At 56.6% G+C, this 18536-nt stretch carries 18 protein-coding genes; 8 read left to right on the forward strand and 10 right to left on the reverse strand.

Annotated features, from left to right (window positions below):
* Nucleotides 1-68 precede the first annotated feature (68 nt).
* The 3 genes from Q9R35_RS05855 to Q9R35_RS05865 form a co-directional block, all read right to left on the reverse strand.
* On the reverse strand, nucleotides 69-1382 hold the full coding sequence (locus Q9R35_RS05855) for a ferric reductase-like transmembrane domain-containing protein (protein ID WP_063688921.1): 1314 nt from the start codon (nucleotides 1380-1382) through the stop codon (nucleotides 69-71).
* A 251-nt stretch (nucleotides 1383-1633) separates the two neighbouring features.
* Nucleotides 1634-2809, reverse strand: a complete 1176-nt coding sequence (locus Q9R35_RS05860; protein WP_311219529.1) for an amidase — start codon at nucleotides 2807-2809, stop codon at nucleotides 1634-1636.
* Between the two features lie 15 nt (nucleotides 2810-2824).
* Entirely contained in the window at nucleotides 2825-3817 is a 993-nt protein-coding gene (locus Q9R35_RS05865) for a tripartite tricarboxylate transporter substrate binding protein (RefSeq protein WP_086069439.1), read from the reverse strand.
* A gap of 154 nt (nucleotides 3818-3971) precedes the next feature.
* On the opposite strand from Q9R35_RS05865, the gene Q9R35_RS05870 reads away from it, so the two are divergent.
* A complete protein-coding gene (locus Q9R35_RS05870) occupies nucleotides 3972-4865 on the forward strand; it encodes a LysR substrate-binding domain-containing protein (RefSeq protein ID WP_311219530.1) in 894 nt (297 codons plus the stop codon).
* Here the strand turns inward: Q9R35_RS05870 and Q9R35_RS05875 are convergent.
* Entirely contained in the window at nucleotides 4857-5711 is an 855-nt protein-coding gene (locus Q9R35_RS05875) for an AraC family transcriptional regulator (protein ID WP_086069437.1), read from the reverse strand. The genes Q9R35_RS05870 and Q9R35_RS05875 overlap by 9 nt on opposite strands.
* 131 nt (nucleotides 5712-5842) lie before the next feature.
* On the opposite strand from Q9R35_RS05875, the gene Q9R35_RS05880 reads away from it, so the two are divergent.
* The gene (locus Q9R35_RS05880) at nucleotides 5843-6385 is read left to right on the forward strand and encodes a carboxymuconolactone decarboxylase family protein (protein ID WP_045930795.1); all 543 of its coding nucleotides are present in this window, start codon (nucleotides 5843-5845) and stop codon (nucleotides 6383-6385) included.
* A 64-nt stretch (nucleotides 6386-6449) separates the two neighbouring features.
* On the opposite strand, the gene Q9R35_RS05885 is transcribed toward Q9R35_RS05880, so the two are convergent.
* Entirely contained in the window at nucleotides 6450-6761 is a 312-nt protein-coding gene (locus Q9R35_RS05885; protein WP_311219531.1) for a monooxygenase, read from the reverse strand.
* Nucleotides 6762-6927: 166 nt separating this feature from the next.
* On the opposite strand from Q9R35_RS05885, the gene Q9R35_RS05890 reads away from it, so the two are divergent.
* The 5 genes from Q9R35_RS05890 (at nucleotide 6928) to Q9R35_RS05910 (ending at nucleotide 14340) form a co-directional block, all read left to right on the forward strand.
* Nucleotides 6928-7812, forward strand: a complete 885-nt coding sequence (locus Q9R35_RS05890; protein WP_045930796.1) for an EamA family transporter — start codon at nucleotides 6928-6930, stop codon at nucleotides 7810-7812.
* A gap of 93 nt (nucleotides 7813-7905) precedes the next feature.
* The gene (gene htpG, locus Q9R35_RS05895; protein WP_086059851.1) at nucleotides 7906-9810 is read left to right on the forward strand and encodes a molecular chaperone HtpG; all 1905 of its coding nucleotides are present in this window, start codon (nucleotides 7906-7908) and stop codon (nucleotides 9808-9810) included.
* A 422-nt stretch (nucleotides 9811-10232) separates the two neighbouring features.
* Nucleotides 10233-12428, forward strand: a complete 2196-nt coding sequence (locus Q9R35_RS05900; protein WP_052695791.1) for a TonB-dependent siderophore receptor — start codon at nucleotides 10233-10235, stop codon at nucleotides 12426-12428.
* A 97-nt stretch (nucleotides 12429-12525) separates the two neighbouring features.
* Nucleotides 12526-13206: a Fe2+-dependent dioxygenase gene (locus Q9R35_RS05905; RefSeq protein ID WP_063688905.1), complete on the forward strand. Its 681-nt coding sequence runs from the start codon at nucleotides 12526-12528 to the stop codon at nucleotides 13204-13206.
* A 21-nt stretch (nucleotides 13207-13227) separates the two neighbouring features.
* On the forward strand, nucleotides 13228-14340 hold the full coding sequence (locus tag Q9R35_RS05910) for an alpha-hydroxy acid oxidase (RefSeq protein WP_063688902.1): 1113 nt from the start codon (nucleotides 13228-13230) through the stop codon (nucleotides 14338-14340).
* On the opposite strand, the gene ampD is transcribed toward Q9R35_RS05910, so the two are convergent.
* The 3 genes from ampD to Q9R35_RS05925 are packed head-to-tail and all read right to left on the reverse strand — an operon-like array spanning nucleotide 14328 to nucleotide 16063.
* Nucleotides 14328-14963 carry a 1,6-anhydro-N-acetylmuramyl-L-alanine amidase AmpD gene (ampD, locus tag Q9R35_RS05915; protein ID WP_063688899.1) on the reverse strand — a complete coding sequence of 212 codons (636 nt, stop codon included), beginning with the start codon at nucleotides 14961-14963 and terminating at the stop codon, nucleotides 14328-14330. The genes Q9R35_RS05910 and ampD overlap by 13 nt on opposite strands.
* Before the next feature lie 4 nt (nucleotides 14964-14967).
* Nucleotides 14968-15219, reverse strand: a complete 252-nt coding sequence (locus Q9R35_RS05920; RefSeq protein WP_063688896.1) for a PP0621 family protein — start codon at nucleotides 15217-15219, stop codon at nucleotides 14968-14970.
* Nucleotides 15212-16063 carry an inner membrane protein YpjD gene (locus Q9R35_RS05925; RefSeq protein WP_042482831.1) on the reverse strand — a complete coding sequence of 284 codons (852 nt, stop codon included), beginning with the start codon at nucleotides 16061-16063 and terminating at the stop codon, nucleotides 15212-15214. The genes Q9R35_RS05920 and Q9R35_RS05925 overlap by 8 nt, the downstream gene beginning before the upstream one ends.
* Before the next feature lie 103 nt (nucleotides 16064-16166).
* Between Q9R35_RS05925 and ffh the strand changes: the two genes are divergently transcribed.
* Nucleotides 16167-17591, forward strand: a complete 1425-nt coding sequence (gene ffh / locus Q9R35_RS05930; RefSeq protein WP_042482833.1) for a signal recognition particle protein — start codon at nucleotides 16167-16169, stop codon at nucleotides 17589-17591.
* A gap of 154 nt (nucleotides 17592-17745) precedes the next feature.
* On the opposite strand, the gene lysM is transcribed toward ffh, so the two are convergent.
* Both lysM and thiS read right to left on the reverse strand, forming a co-directional pair.
* Nucleotides 17746-18189 (reverse strand): peptidoglycan-binding protein LysM, encoded by a 444-nt coding sequence (gene lysM, locus Q9R35_RS05935; protein ID WP_045930802.1) that lies wholly within the window; start codon nucleotides 18187-18189, stop codon nucleotides 17746-17748.
* A 130-nt stretch (nucleotides 18190-18319) separates the two neighbouring features.
* A complete protein-coding gene (gene thiS, locus Q9R35_RS05940) occupies nucleotides 18320-18520 on the reverse strand; it encodes a sulfur carrier protein ThiS (RefSeq protein WP_045930803.1) in 201 nt (66 codons plus the stop codon).
* Between the last annotated feature and the right edge of the window lie 16 nt (nucleotides 18521-18536).

The following is an 18536-nucleotide window of genomic DNA, read 5'->3' on the forward strand; positions in this document are numbered from 1 at the left end:
GACAGTCATCAATAAAACTGGGCCTGCTCCCATGAAGGAGCAGGCCCAGTTTTTAGATGAGTAGAGACTTAGCGGAACTGGAAGTGCTCCTTGTGCAAGGTCCAGGATTTCGCAGGCAAGGTCTGCTTGAGTTCGCGCCGCAGTTGTCTGCCCATTGCCGCCGGTCCACAGAACCAGATGTGCAGGGGTTTATCGGCATGGTAGTACTGCAGCACCTCTTTGGGTGTCCAGCGACGGCCATCGGCATAGATTTCAAGATCCACATCCGGGTGTTCCTCTGCTGCCTTGCTCAAGGCCTGGGCCAGCGGGTCATAGCCGTGCTGACAGGCATATTGCAAATGGGCGTAGGGGGCATGGCCTTCCTTGTGCTCCTGGCTCAGCCAGGACAGAAAGGGCGTGGCGCCAACTCCGGCACCGACCCAGATATAGATACCCTTGTCGTCGCTGCCTGGTTGAGTAAAGCGGCCATAGGGACCATCCAGCTCGATGCCCTGACCAATATGCAAACGCTCGGGCAAACTGCGTGTCCAGTCCCCCAGCTGCTTGATATGAAAACGCACAATCTGGTCGTCCTGATCGGCATCGGACAAGGTAAAGGGATGGGACTCGGACTCACCCTTCAAACGTAAAAAGGCGAACTGCCCGGCCTGGTGTCCAGGCCAGGATTGATCCATGCGGCATTGCACCTCCAGCACATCACCTTCTGACGTACAGGAGATGACGGTGCCAGTGTGCGGATAGGCCGAACTCAAGTTGCGTAGCAGCTGGATGATGGCTGCTGCTGTGCCGATCACCATGGTGATGGCCAGCGCCCAGCCACCTATGCCGCTCCAGTATGCGGGCGGTGTCAGCACCACGCCGTGAAAGATCAGGATCAGATAGGCCACAGGCATCAGGCGGTGCAGGCTGTACCATTTTTTATAGGAAATCGTGCGGCGGGCCAGTGTGATGATCAGCATCAGAATCAGCGCGTAAAACGTCCATTCGCCCAGTGTTTTGGCATAGGGTTTGAACAGGCTGACCCATTCGGGAACCGGGGTTTTGGGCAGTCTGCCGCCCGTGCCGATGGCGGCAGAAATCAGACCTTTGGATTCCTTGCCAAGCCAATGGGCCAGACTGAGCAAAATGGCGATGATACCCAGCCATTTGTGCAACTTGTAGGCTTTGTCCATGCCACCGAGCCAGGGCTCCAGGCGGCGGGGGCGCAGGGCCAGAACCATAATGGCTGTCATGGTGCCCAGTGCCAGAATGCCAGTCAGCAGCATGCCTTCCTGGCGTATCAACCACAGGGTATCGCCGGGCGGCGAGGGGGCAAGCCACAAGGCTTCCACAGCCCAGATTAAAAAGAAGGCGGAGAGCAACAGCAAAAGAGGGCGACGCATGGCCTTTTCCGGATTGTTTGAAAGAGCCGGATGCTGTGTAGTCGCTATCTGAAAAATGTAGCGATGCAGCGTACCGGGAACATCTATTGATGTTAGTACGCTGCCCAGGAGCTTGTAGAGCCAGTATTCAAGAGCCTTTTGAGAAAACTCAAAGGGCCCCTAAATAGTTGTTATTTAAAGTATTTGTTAATGATTCTGGTTGCTGTTTACGCTGTTTCAGCGTGTTGCAGAGTAACTCGTCTGATTGCTTTTCAGCCCTCTTGAACAGGGCAGATCAGTGATGCCAGATCCAGCAAGGCTGCATCCTGATGCGCTTGTCCGATCAGTTGCAGACCCAGCGGTAAAGGGCTGTTCTGACCAGGCGCAGGCAGGCTCAAGGTGGGCCAGCCCAGCAAGGACCAGGGACGGTTCAGGACGGAAGAGCCAGTGCTGTCCAGGCCATAGGGCGCCGGACCAGGGGCTGCCGGAGTCAATAAGGCATCAAAATGGCCATAGCGATCCTGCCATCCCTGTTGTAGCTGACGGCGGCGGGCCTGCCAGGCGTGATAGTCAGCCGGGGGCAGCTCCAGACCTTGCTTGACGGCTTGTATGGTAATGGGCCGCAAGGCATCCGGGCTGGCTTGCCAGACGGGCAGCAGGCTGCGGGCCATTTCATACGCCATGATCTGGCCTTGCAGGATCAGCAGCTCTTTCAGTTGCGGGTCCGCAGGCAGACGCTCCAGCTGGGCGCCTTGTTGTTCCAGGTGCAGGCAACCTTGTTCCAAAGCGGCCAGCGCAGCGGGGGTAATCGGGCCCAGGTCTTTGCCATCCAGCACGCCGATGCGTGGTGCCGTGGGGACATGGATGTCGGGCAAACCCTGCAAGACCGTGGCCACGCGGCGCAGCACGGACAGGTCCCGGCTGAAGTAGCCGATGGTGTCCAGGCTGTCGCACAACAGGAAAAGACCGCTGCGATGCACCGCGCCAAAGCTGGGCTTAAAACCCAGAATGCCGGTAAACGCCGCCGGGCGCATCATGGAGCCTCCCGTTTGGGTGCCCAACGCAAAATCAACCATGCCTGCCGCTACGGCCGCCGCCGAACCACTGGAAGAGCCACCCGGTGTGTGGTCCAGATTCAGCGGGTTGCGGGTGGGGCCGGGTGCGGCGTAAGCAAACTCTGCCGTGACTGTCTTGCCCACCGCTGTGGCGCCTGCCCGGCGCAACAAGGCGACACAAGCCGCATCGCGTTCTGCGGGCAAGGCATCGGGAAAGTGTGCGCCATAACGTGTAGGCATGCCTTGGACATCCAGCACATCCTTCACGCCGAACGTCAGGTCCGCCAAGGGGCCGTCGGGGTGAGTGCTGATACAGGTGGCCGGATCAGCCAGCCAGGACCAGGCCTGGATGGACTGGTCCTGCAAAGCGAGAGAGGAAGGGTTTGCAGTCATAAAGGAGAAGCGGGTTTACTGAATCGAGATGTTTTGAGCCTTGATCAGCGCAGTCCAGCGTTTGGTTTCTTCTTTCACAAAAGCGGTGAATTCTTCAGGTGTGCCACCAACGACTTCTGCACCTTGGGACTCCACAATCTGACGATAGTCCGGATCTTTCAGGGCATCGTTGACGGCCGTATTCAGTTTTTCCAGCACATCAGCAGGCAGGCCGGCCGGAGCAATGACGCCAAACCAGTTCGAGGCCACCAGATCCACCCCTTGTTCCTTGAAGGTGGGGGTGTCAGGCATGGCTTTCAGACGTTCTTCCGAGGTCACCCCCAGCACGCGCAGGCGCGGATTGTCGATTTGCATGTGCGGCAGGAACAGGCTGGCCAGTTCCAGATAGAAGGAGATATTGCCGGCCAGCAGATCGTTTGATGCTGGTGCGCCACCACGGTAGGGCACGTGTACGGCATCAAAGCCGGAGGTGGCCTTGAACTGTTCCGTCAGCAAGTGTGACGCGCCGCCTGCGCCGGTGGAAGCGTAGTCCAGTTTCTCGGGGTTCTTCTGGCCGTCTGTGATCAGGTCAGCCAAGGACTGGTAGGGCGAGTTGCTGTTGACACCCAATGCCATGGCACCGCGTTCGATCAGGGCGATGGGCTGTAAATCCTGTTCAGGATCGAAGGGCAGGTTGCTGCCGTACAGCGCCTTGTTCACCGACATGGGGCCAAAGTTGCCCAGGCCGATGGTGTAGCCGTTGGGCTTGGCGCGCGCAATCATGCTGGTGCCGATATTGCCGCTGGCACCGGGCTTGTTTTCCACCACAATGGTCACGCCCAGGCTGTCGCTCATTTTTTGAGCCAGCATGCGCGAGCGGGTATCCGAGCTGCCACCCGCAGCGTAAGGCACCACAAACGTAATGGGCTGCGAAGGGTAAGCCGCGTCGGCCATGGCCGAACCAGAACCCAACAAAGTCAGTGTGAGCAGGCCACTCAGTAAAGGGGCGCGATGCTTGAATACCGTCATGTCTATCTCCTGCGTTGGGCCAATATTCGCAGTGACGTGCAGTATGGCCCTGTTTTTGATAAGTGTCAGGACGGATGGTAGTAAGAGCTAATTATGTTGTCTAATATTAAAAATAATTGTTATTGATCTGTTTTCTAACCTAATTGGTGGGCATATGCTGGACTCCAAATTAAGCGAGATGTTCTTGGTGGTGGCCGAAGAGCTGCACTTTGGCCGGGCAGCCCAGCGTTTGTTCATGACCCAGCCGCCCTTGAGTCAGGCCATACGCAGGCTGGAAGAGCAGATAGGGGCGACCTTGTTTATCCGCACCACACGCACGGTGCAATTGACGGCGGCGGGAGCGGAATTGCAGCGCCGCCTGCGCTTGATCGGCAACGAACTGGAGCAGACCTTGCAAGCGGTACAGCAAGTGCATAGGGGCGAAACCGGCATGTTGCGCATAGCCCTGACGCCCAGCAGTGCCTATGCTGGTGTGTCCAGGCATGTGTATCGCTTTCGCCAGGACTTCCCGCAAGTGGATATACAGATTTACGAGATGAACTCCAGCGATATGCCCGCGGCTCTTTATGAGCGTCGGGTAGATGTGGCCTTGATTCGGCCTTCCTTTGCCGTGCCGGATCTGAACCCGCAACTGGTGGAGTCCGAGCCGATGATGTTTGTGGTGAGGCGTGATGATCCGCGTGCCCAGGAACATAGCCAGGGGCTGACTCTGCACCAGGCTTTTTCCTATGAGATGGTGGCCTACTCGCGTCAGCAGTCACGTTATTTCCATCTGCTGCAGCAGCGCATGTTGCAGCGCTCGGGCTGCTTGCCGCGCTTTGCGCAGGAGAGCATGGTGCCTACGGTGCTGGTGATGGTTGAGGCGGGTATTGCTCCGGCCATTGTGCCCGCTTCCCTGGCACGCTTGCGCACCGATACCTTGGAGTATCTGCCCCTGCTGGAGGCAGACGATATTGCGGCCGAGTTGATGAGTGCGTATGTGTCGGACAATACCAATCCGGCCCTGGTGAATTTTCTGACGGTACTGGAGCAGCATCGCTCAAGTTGATTGACGAGCGGCCAGCCATTCCCGCATGGATTGGCCCGTACGCTGGCGAAACAGACGGGACAGGGCGGAAGGGTTGGCATAGCCCAGATCCAGGGCAATGCGCTTGGCAGAATGGCCTTGGGCCAGTCGCTGGCAGGCCAACGACAAGCGCCATTGGGCCAGATAGTCTGCCGGAGTGTCTCCCACCCAGTGCTTGAACTGCACGGCAAAAGCGCTGCGCGACATCTTGGCTTCCTGAGCCAGCGATTGCACCGTCCAGTCCCGACCCGGATCGGACTGAATCGCCAGCAAGGCGCGCGCCACGGGTGGGTGTGACAAGCCCCGGAACAGCCCCACCGGAATCTCGCAACGATCGGGGTGGTCAAACAGCCAGCGCAGCAATTGCAGCAACACGATTTCGAACAGACGGTCTGCCAGCAGACGATGGCCACAGCGCACGGACTCCGTTTCTGCAAAGAGCAGGCCCAGCGCCTGTTCCAGACCGGCCGCTTCTTCCAGCGGCACGATGATCAGATCGGGCAGGGACCGGGCCAGGGGGTGATGCTCACCCCCGTCAAAATCCAGGGTGGCGCAGGTGAAGTCCGAGCCTTCATTGGGCATGTCGTAGAAGGCGTGTTCCAGCGGGCGGGGATAGAACAGCAGGCTGGGTCGGTCAATGGTCAGGACTTCCGGCACCGGGTCGCGCGGGTCGTGGCGCACGCTGAGCTGGCCGCGCCGCAGGATGTGCAAAAAAGCACGCCCCGGCTGGGCCGAGAAGCGGGTCACGCCACACAAAGAGCCGTTGTAGAACAAATGCGCCCGAACACGGAACTGTTCCAGCAGAAGGGAGAGGCGATCCAGGTTCATGAAAACATCCTCGTCTGGATGAAAAGGTAAGTTGTCGGGACTAATCTTATCCAATGATCCTGCTCTTGGCGAGACACTATCCCTGCTCGCTTCTATTTGGCCATTCTGGCCCACCTCACCAGGAGATCATCATGTCCCGTCTTACCTTGCCTGAAGTTGCCCAAGCTCCCGCCGCCAGCCAGCCTGCTTTGCAGGAAATTCAAAAAGCCTTTGGCGGCAGCGTGCCTGCCATGTTCCGTATGGTGTCCAATTCGCCCGCTGCCTTGCGCAGCATGTGGGGCTCCTTCGGCGCCTTTGCCGGTGGCCAGTTGGGTGCGAAACTGGGCGAGCAATTGGCTGTTGCCATTGCCGACCGCAATCGCTGCGAATACTGCCTGGCTGCTCACAATGTGCTGGGTGCCAATGCCGGTCTCAGCCCGGAGACACTGGCTCAGGCCCAGCGGGGTCAGTCCGATGACCCACGTACCGCGGCTGCCTTGAAGTTTGTGCTCAAGCTGGTGGATCAGCGTGGGCAAGTCTCGGCCGCGGATGTGCAAGCCGTGCGCGATGCCGGTTTTTCTGAAGGTGAGGTGGTGGAACTGGTCGGTGTGACTGCCTTGAACCTGTTCACCAACTACATCAACAATGCGTTGGAAGTCCCGGTAGATTTCAAGGCTGTTGAGCTGACCGCCTAAGCACCGATGGTAGAGTCCGCCTGCTGATGGGCAGGCGGGCTTTTTTGCGTCTGATGACTTTGTTTTATTTGGTCGACAAGGGACCGGAGTTAATGGCTGTCAGCGGCTGGTTCACCTCAAAAAAGCGAGCATCAATGCCGCTGATGCCAAAGCTGTTGAGCCGCTTGCTGTGCATGTCCAGATAAGCCTGTGCGCTGGCTTTATCCTTGAACAGATACACGCCGCCTGCTTTGGACTGATCCTTGTTTTCTGTCCAGATTTTCCAGATCAGGCCGGGCTCCTGGGAAATGGATTGCGCCAGTTCTTGCATGGCTTCACTCATCTCTGAGCCCCAGGGGCCGGGGTAGGGAAAATCAACATACAGCAAGGTGCTCATGATCGGCTCCATATCAAAATACGTGCCGAACATCATACCTTGAGGTTTGAATTGTCCAGCACTGTCTCTTATTTGTCATGGGACGTTGAAAGCGGCGCGATTGGCTGGCCTCGCCCTTGAAGGGGGCGTATAGTTTTTCTTTTGCTATTTGCTGCTGGAAGCCCTCATGTCCTGGACCGCTTTGTTGCTGGTGGTGTGTGCTGCGTTCATTCATGCGGGTTGGAATCTGCTCTCTAAACGGGCCGCCATGGCAGGGGCGCATTTTGTATTTGCGTACTCCTTTTTTGCCATCCTGTTCTATTTCCCCATCACGCTGTGGGTTGTCTTTACCCAAGGCAATATGCCTTGGACCAGCGAGACCATTACCTGTTTGGTGCTCAGTGCCTTGCTGCACATGTGTTATAGCCTTAGTTTGCAAAAAGGCTATCAGGTGGCTGACCTGTCAGTGGTGTATCCCATTGCCCGTGGCACCGGCCCCATGTTGTCTTCCATTGGTGCTTTTATCCTGTTGGGCGAACCTGTACGTCCTTTGGGCGTGCTGGGTATCTTGCTGGTGGTGATGGGAATTTTGCTGATCGCCACGCAAGGGCGTCTGCGCCGTTTTTTCAGCCCTGCAGCGCTAACGGGCGTGCGTTGGGGCATGCAAACCGGGATACTGATTGCGGCCTACACCGTGGTGGATGCGTATGGGGTCAAGGTGTTGCTGATCTCGCCGTTTTTGCTGGACTGGTTCAGCAATGTGCTGCGTCTGGGGATGCTGGCTCCCTTTATCGCCAAGCGAGGGCGGGCCGGTTTCGTCAAGTTCAAACCTTATTGGAAACTGGCGGCAGCAGTGGGTTTGTTGTCGCCCATGTCTTACATCCTGGTCTTGCAGGCCCTGAGCATGGGCGCCCCCTTGTCCATGGTGGCCCCGGCCCGTGAAATGTCCATGATGGCCGGCACCCTATTGGGTATGGTGGTGCTGCGTGAAAAAGCCAATGTCTGGAGTTTGCTGGGCTGTGCGGTGATGATCAGTGGGGTCATTGCTCTGACCTCCGGCCCGGCGGCCTGATTGCTCTCTTGAAATATCGCAAGCTGTCCCTATCTGTCTCCAATAGGGCGCGCACCAGCGCGCGGCAATCAACCCATTTTTTGCTTTTTCACCATGAGCCAGACTGACACTGCGAATACGTCCGAAACCTTGGGTTTTCAGGCTGAAGTCAAACAATTACTGCATTTGATGATTCACTCCTTGTACAGCAACAAGGAGATTTTCCTGCGTGAGCTGGTATCCAATGCGTCGGATGCCTGTGACAAACTGCGCTTCGAGGCCATCGACAATCCAGCCTTGCTGGAAGGCGATCCAGAAATGCGTATCCGTGTGGAGTTCGATAAAGAGCAGCGCACGATCACCATTTCCGACAACGGCATTGGCATGTCGCGTGATGAGGCCATTGCCAACCTGGGCACCATTGCGCGCTCGGGCACCAAAGAGTTCTTCTCTCAACTGACAGGCGACAAGCAAAAAGACACCCAGCTGATTGGTCAGTTTGGCGTGGGCTTTTACTCCTCCTTTATCGTGGCCGACAAAGTGTCTGTGCTGACACGTCGTGCCGGTGAGGATCAGGAAGCCGTGCTGTGGGAATCTGCCGGTGAAGGTGAATTCACCATTGCTGCCGCTGAAAAAGCTGAGCGTGGCACCACCATCACCCTGCACCTGCGTGAAGGCGAGGACGATTTCCTGGACGGCTGGCGCTTGCGCAACGTGCTGCGTCGCTACTCCGATCACATCTCCTTGCCCGTGCAAATGCGCAAGGAAGAGTGGGACGAAGAGAAGCAGCAGCAAGTCAAGCAGGACGAATGGGAAAGCGTGAACCAGGCCAGCGCCTTGTGGACACGCTCCAAGTCGGAAATCACCGACGAGCAGTACCAGGAGTTCTACAAGCACATCGCTCACGATTACGAGAACCCTCTGGCCTGGACACACAATCGGGTCGAAGGTCGTAGCGAATACACCCAGCTCCTGTTCGTACCCAAGCAAGCCCCATTCGATCTGTGGGACCGCGATGCTCGCCGTGGCGTGAAGCTGTACGTGAAACGCGTGTTCATCATGGACGACGCCGAGCAGCTGCTGCCTGCTTACCTGCGCTTTGTGCGCGGTGTGATCGATTCGGCCGACCTGCCGCTGAACGTCTCGCGTGAAATCCTGCAAGAAAGCCGTGATGTACGTGCGATCCGTGAGGGTAGTGCCAAGCGCATCCTGTCCTTGCTGGAAGATCTGGCCGAGAACCAGCCCGAGCAATACGCCGAGTTCTGGAACCAGTTTGGTCAGGTACTGAAAGAAGGCACCGGCGAAGACATGGGCAATCAGGCCCGTATCGCTGCCTTGCTGCGCTTTGCGTCCACCAATCAGGAAGGCTCGGCCCAGACCGTGTCCCTGAACGATTACATTGGCCGCATGAAAGAAGGTCAGGACAAGATCTACTACGTCACCGCTGACACCTTTGCTGCTGCGTCCAACAGCCCACATCTGGAAGTATTCCGCAAGAAAGGCATCGAAGTGCTGCTGATGTCCGACCGTGTGGACGAGTGGATGCTGTCCTACCTGCGCGAATTTGAAGGCAAGCAGCTGGTTTCCGTGGCCAAGGGCGGCCTGGATCTGGATTCGCTGGCAGACGAGGAAGAAAAGAAACATCAGGCTGAAGTGGCTGAAACCTTCAAGCCTCTGGTCGAGCGTTTGCAAGCTACGCTGGGCGAGAAGGTCAAGGAAGTGCGTATTACCGCACGTCTGGTCGACTCTCCCGCTTGCGTGGTGGTCGATGCCAACGAACTGAGCCCGCACCTGCTGCGCATGCTGCAAGCCGCCGGCCAGGAAGCCCCCGAGGTCAAGCCGATTCTGGAAATCAACCCGGAACATGCTTTGATCGCCAAGGTTCAGGCTGCTGACGACGAGGCTTTTGGTGAGTGGGCGCAATTGTTGCTGGAACAAGCCATGCTGGCCGAAGGTGCCGCATTGCAAGATCCTGCCAGCTTTGTGAAACGCGTGAACCGTTTGCTGTTGAATCTGTAAGCCTGAGGCTTGCTGGCTTTGCCTTAGGGTGGAGCCAGCAAGCTATCAGTGTAATGGCCTCTATCTTGATTTGTAAGATAGGGGCTTTTTTGTGCCTGTTGAAAGACCATTACAGGTAGAAGCGAGAACATAGCAGGTAAGTAGAAGTTAAATTGCTAAGCGATTTTTTATTTTTTGTCCATCTTAATGAGAATTGATCGTAATACGATGCATGGACGCCACACTGTGGACAAAAACAAGCTGATTTTTAGCTGAATTTAAGGAAAGCGTAAGATTTGGATAGACTTCATAATAAGAATGATTGATATTACGGTCTCCTATTAAAAGCACTTATCTGGCAGTGAAACACCGCTAACACGCGCGATTGGCCCTGCTTTGATCGCCCTGCCTTGAAAAGTGATACCTACCACATGGAGCTGGTGATGTCGTTCGTTTCCCCTTTGCCGCCTCGTCGTTTTGCCGAGACGGTCTTGTCTGCTGCTCTGTTTGCGGCCCTGACAAGCCCTGTTATTGCTCAAACTGCCAATCCAGGCGTGACAGAACTGCAGTCGATTAAAGTTCAGGCTTCGGAAGATGCCAATGGCATTGATGGCTTTCAAGCCCATAAAGCGCAATCGGTGAAGTTTTCCGAGTCCTTGTTGAATACACCGCGTTCCATCACTGTGATCCCGGAGGAGGTGATCAGAGATCGTGGAGCGACCTCGCTGCAAGACGTATTGCGTACCACCCCGGGCATCACGCTGGGTTCAGGTGAAGGCGGAACGCCCATGGGCGATCGTCCCTTTATCCGTGGTTACGAAGCCAGTACCGATATTTTTATTGATGGCGTGCGCGACTACTCCCGTGGCTCGCACGAGACCTTCAACCTGGAGTCCGTTGAAGTCCTGAAAGGCCCCAGCTCGGCGTACACAGGCCGTGGCGGTACGGGCGGCAGCCTGAACCTGGTGACCAAGTCCCCCAAGCTGAAAGATTTCTTCCAGGTGGAAGCAGGTTACGGCACCTCGGACCAGTATCGTCTGACAGCAGACGGTAACTATGCTTTCTCGGAAACAGGCGCGATCCGTCTTAACCTGATGCGCATGGGTGGGGAAGTGGCAGGCCGCGACGGGGTGAAGATTGACCGTTGGGGCATTGCTCCTTCCATCGCCTTTGGTTTGGGTACGCCAACGCGTGTGACCTTGTCTTACTCGCGTCTTGAGAACAAAGACATGCCGGATTTGGGCTTCCCCTTCAAAAATGCCGCCAATCCGGATCGCGTTACCCCACTGGAAGCGGATCGCGACAACTTTTACGGTCGTCGTAATGTAGACTTCCGCAAATACATTGCCGATACGGCCTCGGCCAGCATTGAGCACGATCTGAACGACCGTTTCACGGTTCGGAACGTCACCCGCTACAGCAAGACGCTGAATCACTACTTGATGACACGTCCGTCCTTTGACAACTGCGCCGCAGGTGCGGGTGGTGCTTGCGCGACGGAAGGTGCTGGCTTGCAGTTCCGCCGTGATGATCGGACGAACTACCGCGTTGCAGAATCCCTGCTGAACCAGACGGATGTTTACGGCAGCTTTAATACCGGCTGGATCAAGCATGACATTGTTGCGGGTGTGGAAATCAGCAAAGAGGAAATCCACAACAAGACGATGACGGGTGGCCCAGGCCGCGATACTGATTCGTTCTATGATCCGAATCCCAATCGTCAGTACAACTACTCGTTGCAGTACGGACCCAAGACCAAGACAGGCGATATCAAAACACGCTCGGCTTATATCTTTGATACTTTGACGCTGAGCGAGCAGTGGATGGTGAATGGTGGTTTGCGCTTTGATCGTTTTGAGGCCGACAACACCAAGGATTCCCGCAAAGATGATATGTGGAATTATCAGCTGGGGGTGGTCTATAAACCAGCGCGCAATGGTTCTATCTACTTGAGCTATGGCACCTCTTCCAACCCGACAGGGGAGAACCTGGGGCAGGCCGGTGGTGCTGACGGCCCGGCAGGTGGCGCAGCGATTCGTGACCTGAAGCCCGAGCGCAGCTACAGCTGGGAACTGGGGACCAAATGGGATGTGGCGGACGAGAAGTTGTCTTTGACAGCGGCCATTTTCCAGACCGACAAGAAAGATGCTCGCTCTACCGATCCTTTGACCGGCGATGTGTCCTTGAGCGGCAGCAACCGTGTACGTGGCCTGGAGCTGGGCGCAGCAGGTGCGATTACGCCGAACTGGAACCTGTGGGCTGGTTACACCTATCTGGACCCCAAGATCAAGAAATATCGCAGCGGCAATAATGTCTTTGACGGCAACCAGATGAAGTTCATCTCCAAGCAGAGCTTCAACGTCTGGACGACGTACAAAGTCATGCCCGAGCTGACTTTGGGCGCGGGTGCCACGTTTGTGGGTAAACGTTTTGTGGATGACGCCAATCAATTGAAGCTGCCTTCCTACTGGCGTTACGATGCGATGGCGCGCTACGACCTGAACAAGAATGTCTCTTTCCAGTTCAACGTGAACAACATCAGCAATGTGCGCATGTATGATGCTTCCCACGTCGGCATTTTTGCCAACGTCGGCCCAGGCCGCTCTTACATGTTCAATGCCTCTTACCGCTTCGAGTAAGTTGCGCCTTGTAGTGTAAATTCAGATGGGCCGCCTTTTGGGGCGGCCTGTCTGTTTCTTGCTTAGCCTTGTATTCCTTTTGTTTTGGCAGGTGCCCATGCTGATTACTATCCCTGACGTTCTGAATGCTGAACAGTTACGAGACTGTCGCCAGGCCCTGGAGCAGGCGCAGTGGGAGGACGGGCGCACGACGGCGGGCTATCTGGCCCAGCACAGCAAACGGAACCTGCAACTGCCTCTGGATGCTGCCGTATCTCGCCAGATGGGCGAGTTTCTGATGCACGTACTGGGGCAGCACAGCGGCTTTATTGCCGCTGCCTTGCCCCTGCGTATGCTGCCCCCACGCTTTAATCGTTACGAGGGGGGCGGGGAATACGGCAACCACATCGATAACGCGATTTTTACCGTTCCTGGCACGGCTCAGCGCCTGCGTACTGATGTTTCCACAACCCTGTTTTTCAGTGATCCCGACGAGTATGAAGGTGGCGAGCTGATCATCGAGGATGTGTACGGTGCTCAGTCCATCAAGCTGCCTGCAGGGCATATGGTGGTGTATCCCGGTACCAGTCTGCATCGAGTACAGCCGGTGACCAAAGGAACGCGCTATGCCTCCTTTTTCTGGACGCAAAGCATGGTGCGCCACGCGCATCAACGCAAATTGTTGTGGGAGCTGGATCAGAGCATTCAGCAACTGGCCAGGCAGAATGCGGATGCCCAGGAGTTGTCACGCCTGACGGGGATTTATCATAATTTGCTGCGTGAATGGAGCGATGTCTGATCGCCTGGAGCTTGCTTGACCATGTCCCAAGAACGACTGCCCCCACTCGCTAACATCCCGGCCCAGATTGCCTGCCTGAGGGATTACGAACCTTATGCCCGTCAGCGTATGCGTGCGCAGGACTGGGCTTACTTCAGCACGGGGGCGGCGGATGAGCTTACCCTGCAAGACAATCTGGCCAGCTTCGGGCGTTGGGGGCTATGGCCTGCCGCCCTAAGTGAATTTGATCAGCCCTCAACCCGCTTGACGCTGCAAGGGCAGTCCATGGATTACCCGATTCTTCTGGCACCCGTGGCTTATCAGCGCTTGGCTCACCCTGAAGGTGAATTGGCCAGCGTACTGGGTGCGGGTGCGATGGGGGCGACTAGCGTAATCAGCATGCAGGCCAGTCATTCCTTTGAAGAGATCGCTGCACAGGCCCATGCTCCTTTGTGGGCGCAGTGGTATTGGCAAACGGATCGGGCATTTACTCTGGATTTGCTGGCTCAGCTTGAAGCGGCAGGTTATGCCGCGCTGATGTTGACGGTAGATGCCGCGGTCAATGGTGTACGTAATCAGGAGCAGCGTGCGGGCTTTGCCTTGCCGGAGGGCGTGGACGCCGTGAATCTGCGAGGAGCTCCCAAGCAACAGGCGGTTTTAGGTGCAGCAGGCACCAGCCCTTTGTTTGGTAGTGGTTTGTTAGAGACGGCGCCGACCTGGGATGATCTGGCCTGGTTGGTGCAGAATAGTCCTTTGCCTGTGTGGGTGAAGGGTGTGATGCGGCCCCGAGACGCTCAGCGAGCCCTGGATACGGGGGTTGCCGGAATTGTTGTGTCCAATCACGGAGGGCGAACTTTGGATGGTGTTCCTGCCTCTGTGGACGTATTGGCACAGGTTTGTCAGGTCGTGCAGGGCAGGGTGCCGGTCTTGATGGATGGTGGCATTCGACGCGGAACCGATGTGCTCAAGGCATTGGCGCTTGGTGCAACAGCCGTGATGATTGGCCGTCCCTATATATATGGTCTAGCTGCCGCAGGAGCGGCCGGTGTGGCGCATGTCCTGCATATTTTGCGGGCCGAACTGGAAGTGGCGATGGCACTGACGGGTTGCAATACCTTGGCCGATATCGGCCCTGAGCTACTTTATCGATCCTGATCCGACGCGGCTCGTGGCTTGGGTTCCAGCTCTTGTTCCGGCAAGGTTTCTTTGGGCCAGCCATGTTCCCGCTTCACCCTTTCCCAATCAAAGAATGGCCCCGGGTCTGTCTTGCGTCCCGGGGCGATATGCTCGTGACCACGTACCGCGGTCAAGTTATGGCGCATACGCAGGGCGCGGCTCAGGCGGGACAGCTCCCGGTACTGGGCTTCTGTAAAAGGCTCAAAATCGCTGCCTTCCAGCTCGATACCAATAGAAAAATCATTGCAGCGTTCGCGGTCTTCAAAGCGTGACACACCCGCATGCCAGGCACGGCGGGTAGTGGGAACAAACTGAATGATGTGGCCTGTGCGCTGGATCAGAAAGTGCGCTGACACTTTCAGGTCCCGGATGTTCTCGAACCAGGGATGAGCACCGATATCCAGCTTGTTCTGGAAAAAATCCCGAATATAAGGCCCACCAAACTCTTGCGGGGGCAGGCTGATATTGTGCAGCACCAGCAAGGTCGGGGCGTCGCCCTCGGGGCGCTCATCCTGATTAGGAGACAGGGCGCGCAGGACATTGGCATGGGGTTTCAGCCAGCCCTGGCGGTCCAGGTCGTAGGCGTGGTGCATGCGGGCCATGGCCTTAATTGCGCGGGCCGCGCTTGGCGTGTTCCAGGCTGCACCAGGTGTGATGATTGCTCATCAGGGCTTCGGAGCGAGGCAGAAAAATGCCGCAGTGCGCGCAACGAACCATCTCTTCCGCGCTGCCTTGTTTGCGGGGCGGGCGCATGGTCGGGTTGGGTGGGTTGCGCTTGCGGGCCTTGTTTTGTGACACGATGCGGGCAATGATCATGGCCGCCAGGATGGCTACAACCCAAAATAAGACTTTACCCAATTTTCCCTCGTTGCAAGATGACGTCCAGTACAAAGTGGCTGCCTGTATAGGCTAGCAGCAGGAAGGCAAAACCGGCCAAGGTCCAGCGCAAGGCAACGCGACCACGCCATCCATACTGTTTTCGACCCCATAATAAGCCACCAAATGTAACCCAGGATAGCAAGGTAAAGACAGTTTTGTGGTCAGCAGGCAAAAATTTACCGTCTATCGCCATGGAGACGGCGGCACCGCTCAGGATCGTGAAGGTCAGAATCACGAAAGAGACACGGATCAGGCGGAACAGCAGCTCTTCTTGCACCAGCAGGGGCGGCATGGTATCCAGAACCCGGCTGAACAAACCGCGTTGCTCCTGATGCAAAATAGGGCGGTGCAACTGGCGGTCCAGCGCCGTCATCAAGACTGCATGCAGGGCGGCCACGGTGCTTAGCCCATAGGCGACCAGTGCAATCATCAAGTGGATGCGCAGCCATTCATTGCCGACGTGGTTGACGATATGGCCATTGGGAAAGGCCATGGCCAGCAGGCTGACGATTGTGGCTGCAGGCAGTAGAATGAGCAGCAGGCTGTCCAGACGCAGATACAGGCTTTGGAACCAGAACACCACCATGCCCAGCCAGATTGCCGCCGACAGGGCCAACGCCCAGCTCAGATGCAGCCCCTGGGGCAGCACAATCGTCAGCAACAGGCCCGCTCCGTGCACAATGATGGCGCAGAGCAAAGCCACCCGGCTGGGGGCGTTCAGTACGGTTCGGGTGCTGCCGCGAGTCAAAGGACGCCATAGCGAGATCGACAGCACGATGTACGCCAGTGCGGCGAGCAAGTGAAATACAATACTTGCAGACATAAGTCCCGGATTTCCTGAAAAACGGTACGGGGCGTACCTCAAGTGGCCATTTTATTCTTATTCGTAGACCACACGATAACCTAGTTTAAGCGAACCCAGTCCTATGTTTGAAAATCTGACCCAGCGTATGTCGCGTGTGGTGAAAACCATGCGCGGGCAGGCTCGTCTGACCGAATCCAATACTCAGGAGATGTTGAGGGAAGTCCGTCTGGCTTTGCTGGAAGCGGACGTGGCCTTGCCCGTCGTGCGCGATTTTGTGGCACGGGTCAAAGAAAAAGCGCTTGGCGTTGAAGTTGCCGACAGCTTGAATCCTGGCCAGGCGCTGGTGGGGGTTGTCCACCAGGAGCTGACCAATCTGATGGGGGCAGATCTGGGCGACAACGCCAGCGAACTGTCCCTGGCGGCACAGCCACCCGCGATCATCCTGATGGCCGGTCTGCAAGGTGCAGGTAAAACGACTACCACTGGTAAGCTGGCCAAATGGCTGAGCGAAGGTGGTCACGTTCAGCATGGCCGTAAAACAGGCAAGAAGAAAGTGCTGGTGGTCAGTGCTGACGTCTATCGTCCCGCCGCTATCGAACAGCTGAAAACCGTTGCCGCCCAAGTGGGCGTCGAGTTCCTGCCCTCCGATCCCAGCCAGAAGCCCGCAGACATTGCCCGCAATGCCCTGGACCACGCCAAACGTCACCACTTTGATGTGCTGATCGTCGACACGGCCGGTCGCCTGGGTATTGACGAAGAAATGATGCGCGAGATTCGCGCTCTGTACGACCTGCTGAACCCTATCGAAACCCTGTTCGTGGTGGATGCCATGCAGGGTCAGGACGCGGTTAACGTTGCCAAAGCCTTTGCAGACGCCTTGCCGCTGACCGGTGTGGTGCTGACCAAGCTGGACGGTGATGCACGTGGTGGTGCCGCCTTGTCGGTGCGCCATGTCACTGGCAAACCGCTCAAATTTGTCGGTGTGTCGGAAAAACTGGATGGCCTGGAGCCGTTCCATCCCGAGCGTATGGCTCAGCGCGTGCTGGGCATGGGCGACATTGTTTCCTTGGTCGAGCAGGCCCAGCGCAATATCGACATTGCCGATGCGCAAAAGATTACCGACAAGATCAAGGCGGGCGACAAGTTCGACTTGAACGACTTCCGCGACCAGCTGCAGCAAGTTAAAAAGCTGGGTGATATGGGTTCCTTGTTGGAAAAACTGCCTGCGCAGTTCTCCCAGGCTGCATCCCAGTTGCAAGGCGGCCAAGCTGAGCAGCAACTGCGTCGTACCGAAGGTATCTTGAACTCCATGACGCCTACCGAGCGTGCCAAGCCCGAATTGCTCAAGGCCTCGCGCAAGCGTCGTATCGCAGCCGGCTCCGGTGTGTCGGTACAAGAGGTCAACCGCTTGCTGAATCAGTTCGAGCAAATGCAAGGCATGATGAAGCAGATGAAAAAAGGCGGCATGGCCAAGATGATGCGCGGCCTGGGCGGGATGGGGGCCTTGAAAGGTCTGGCTGGTAAAGGTTTCAAAGGCTTTCGTTAAGACGTCGTCGCAAGCTGCGGGAATAGTTTGATTTGTTCCCGTCAGTGCCTGTCACAAAACAAAATGCCCGATGCATTGCATCGGGCATTTTGTTTTGGCTTGTCCATGAATCCATGGCTTGGCAGCCATGGATAACGGCACGCTGAATCGGGTTTTACAGCGCCGGAATACGCAGTACCTGACCGGGGTAAATCTTGTCAGGATGGCTGAGCATAGGCTTGTTGGCTTCAAAAATAACAGTGTATTTTGCACCATTTGCCTTGCCGTAGTGGGTTTCAGCAATTTTCCACAGGGTATCGCCTTTCTGTACGGTGTACATGGTGGCTTCAGCGGAAGGCTGAGCAACGCTGAGCTGGTTGTCGACCTGCGAGACACCCAGGGTGTTGCCCAGAGCCAGCACAATTTTTTCGGCCTGTTCGGTGGAGGCAGCCTGGCCGCTAACCGTAACTTTGTCGCCATCAACCGCCAGATTCAGACCGTCGGCGGAAAGTTGGTGTTTGGCCAGTTCTTTCTGGAGTTCGTCTGCAGTTGCTGCTTTGGCTTCGTTGGCACCAAAGAGTTTTTCGCCGACATCTTTAAGAAAACTGAATACGCCCATCGCTTTGCTCCTGAAGTTAGGGTTCCATGGCCGCCTGCTTGATGGCAGGCGAGACGGCCCATTATGACCTCATTTTCAGCTCTGAAGCCGTAGCTGAATGTCAGCAATTGTGCATTTTACAGGGCGAGTATCAGCCGCCCCCGACGGCAACCACGATTTCTATCGTGTCGCCTTCCTTGATAGCAGTGCTGGCGTGCTGGCTTTTGGGCACGATATCGCCGTTCAGTTCCACGGCAATGCGTTTGTTCTCGTAGCCCAGTTCGATAATCAGCGTGCCAACCGTGTCGGAGTTTTGCAGAGTCTTGCTCTGGCCATTCAGGGTAATGTTCATTCTTGTCTCTGGATAT

Source organism: Alcaligenes sp. AB3, assembly GCF_031844565.1.
Lineage (GTDB): Bacteria > Pseudomonadota > Gammaproteobacteria > Burkholderiales > Burkholderiaceae_B > Alcaligenes > Alcaligenes faecalis.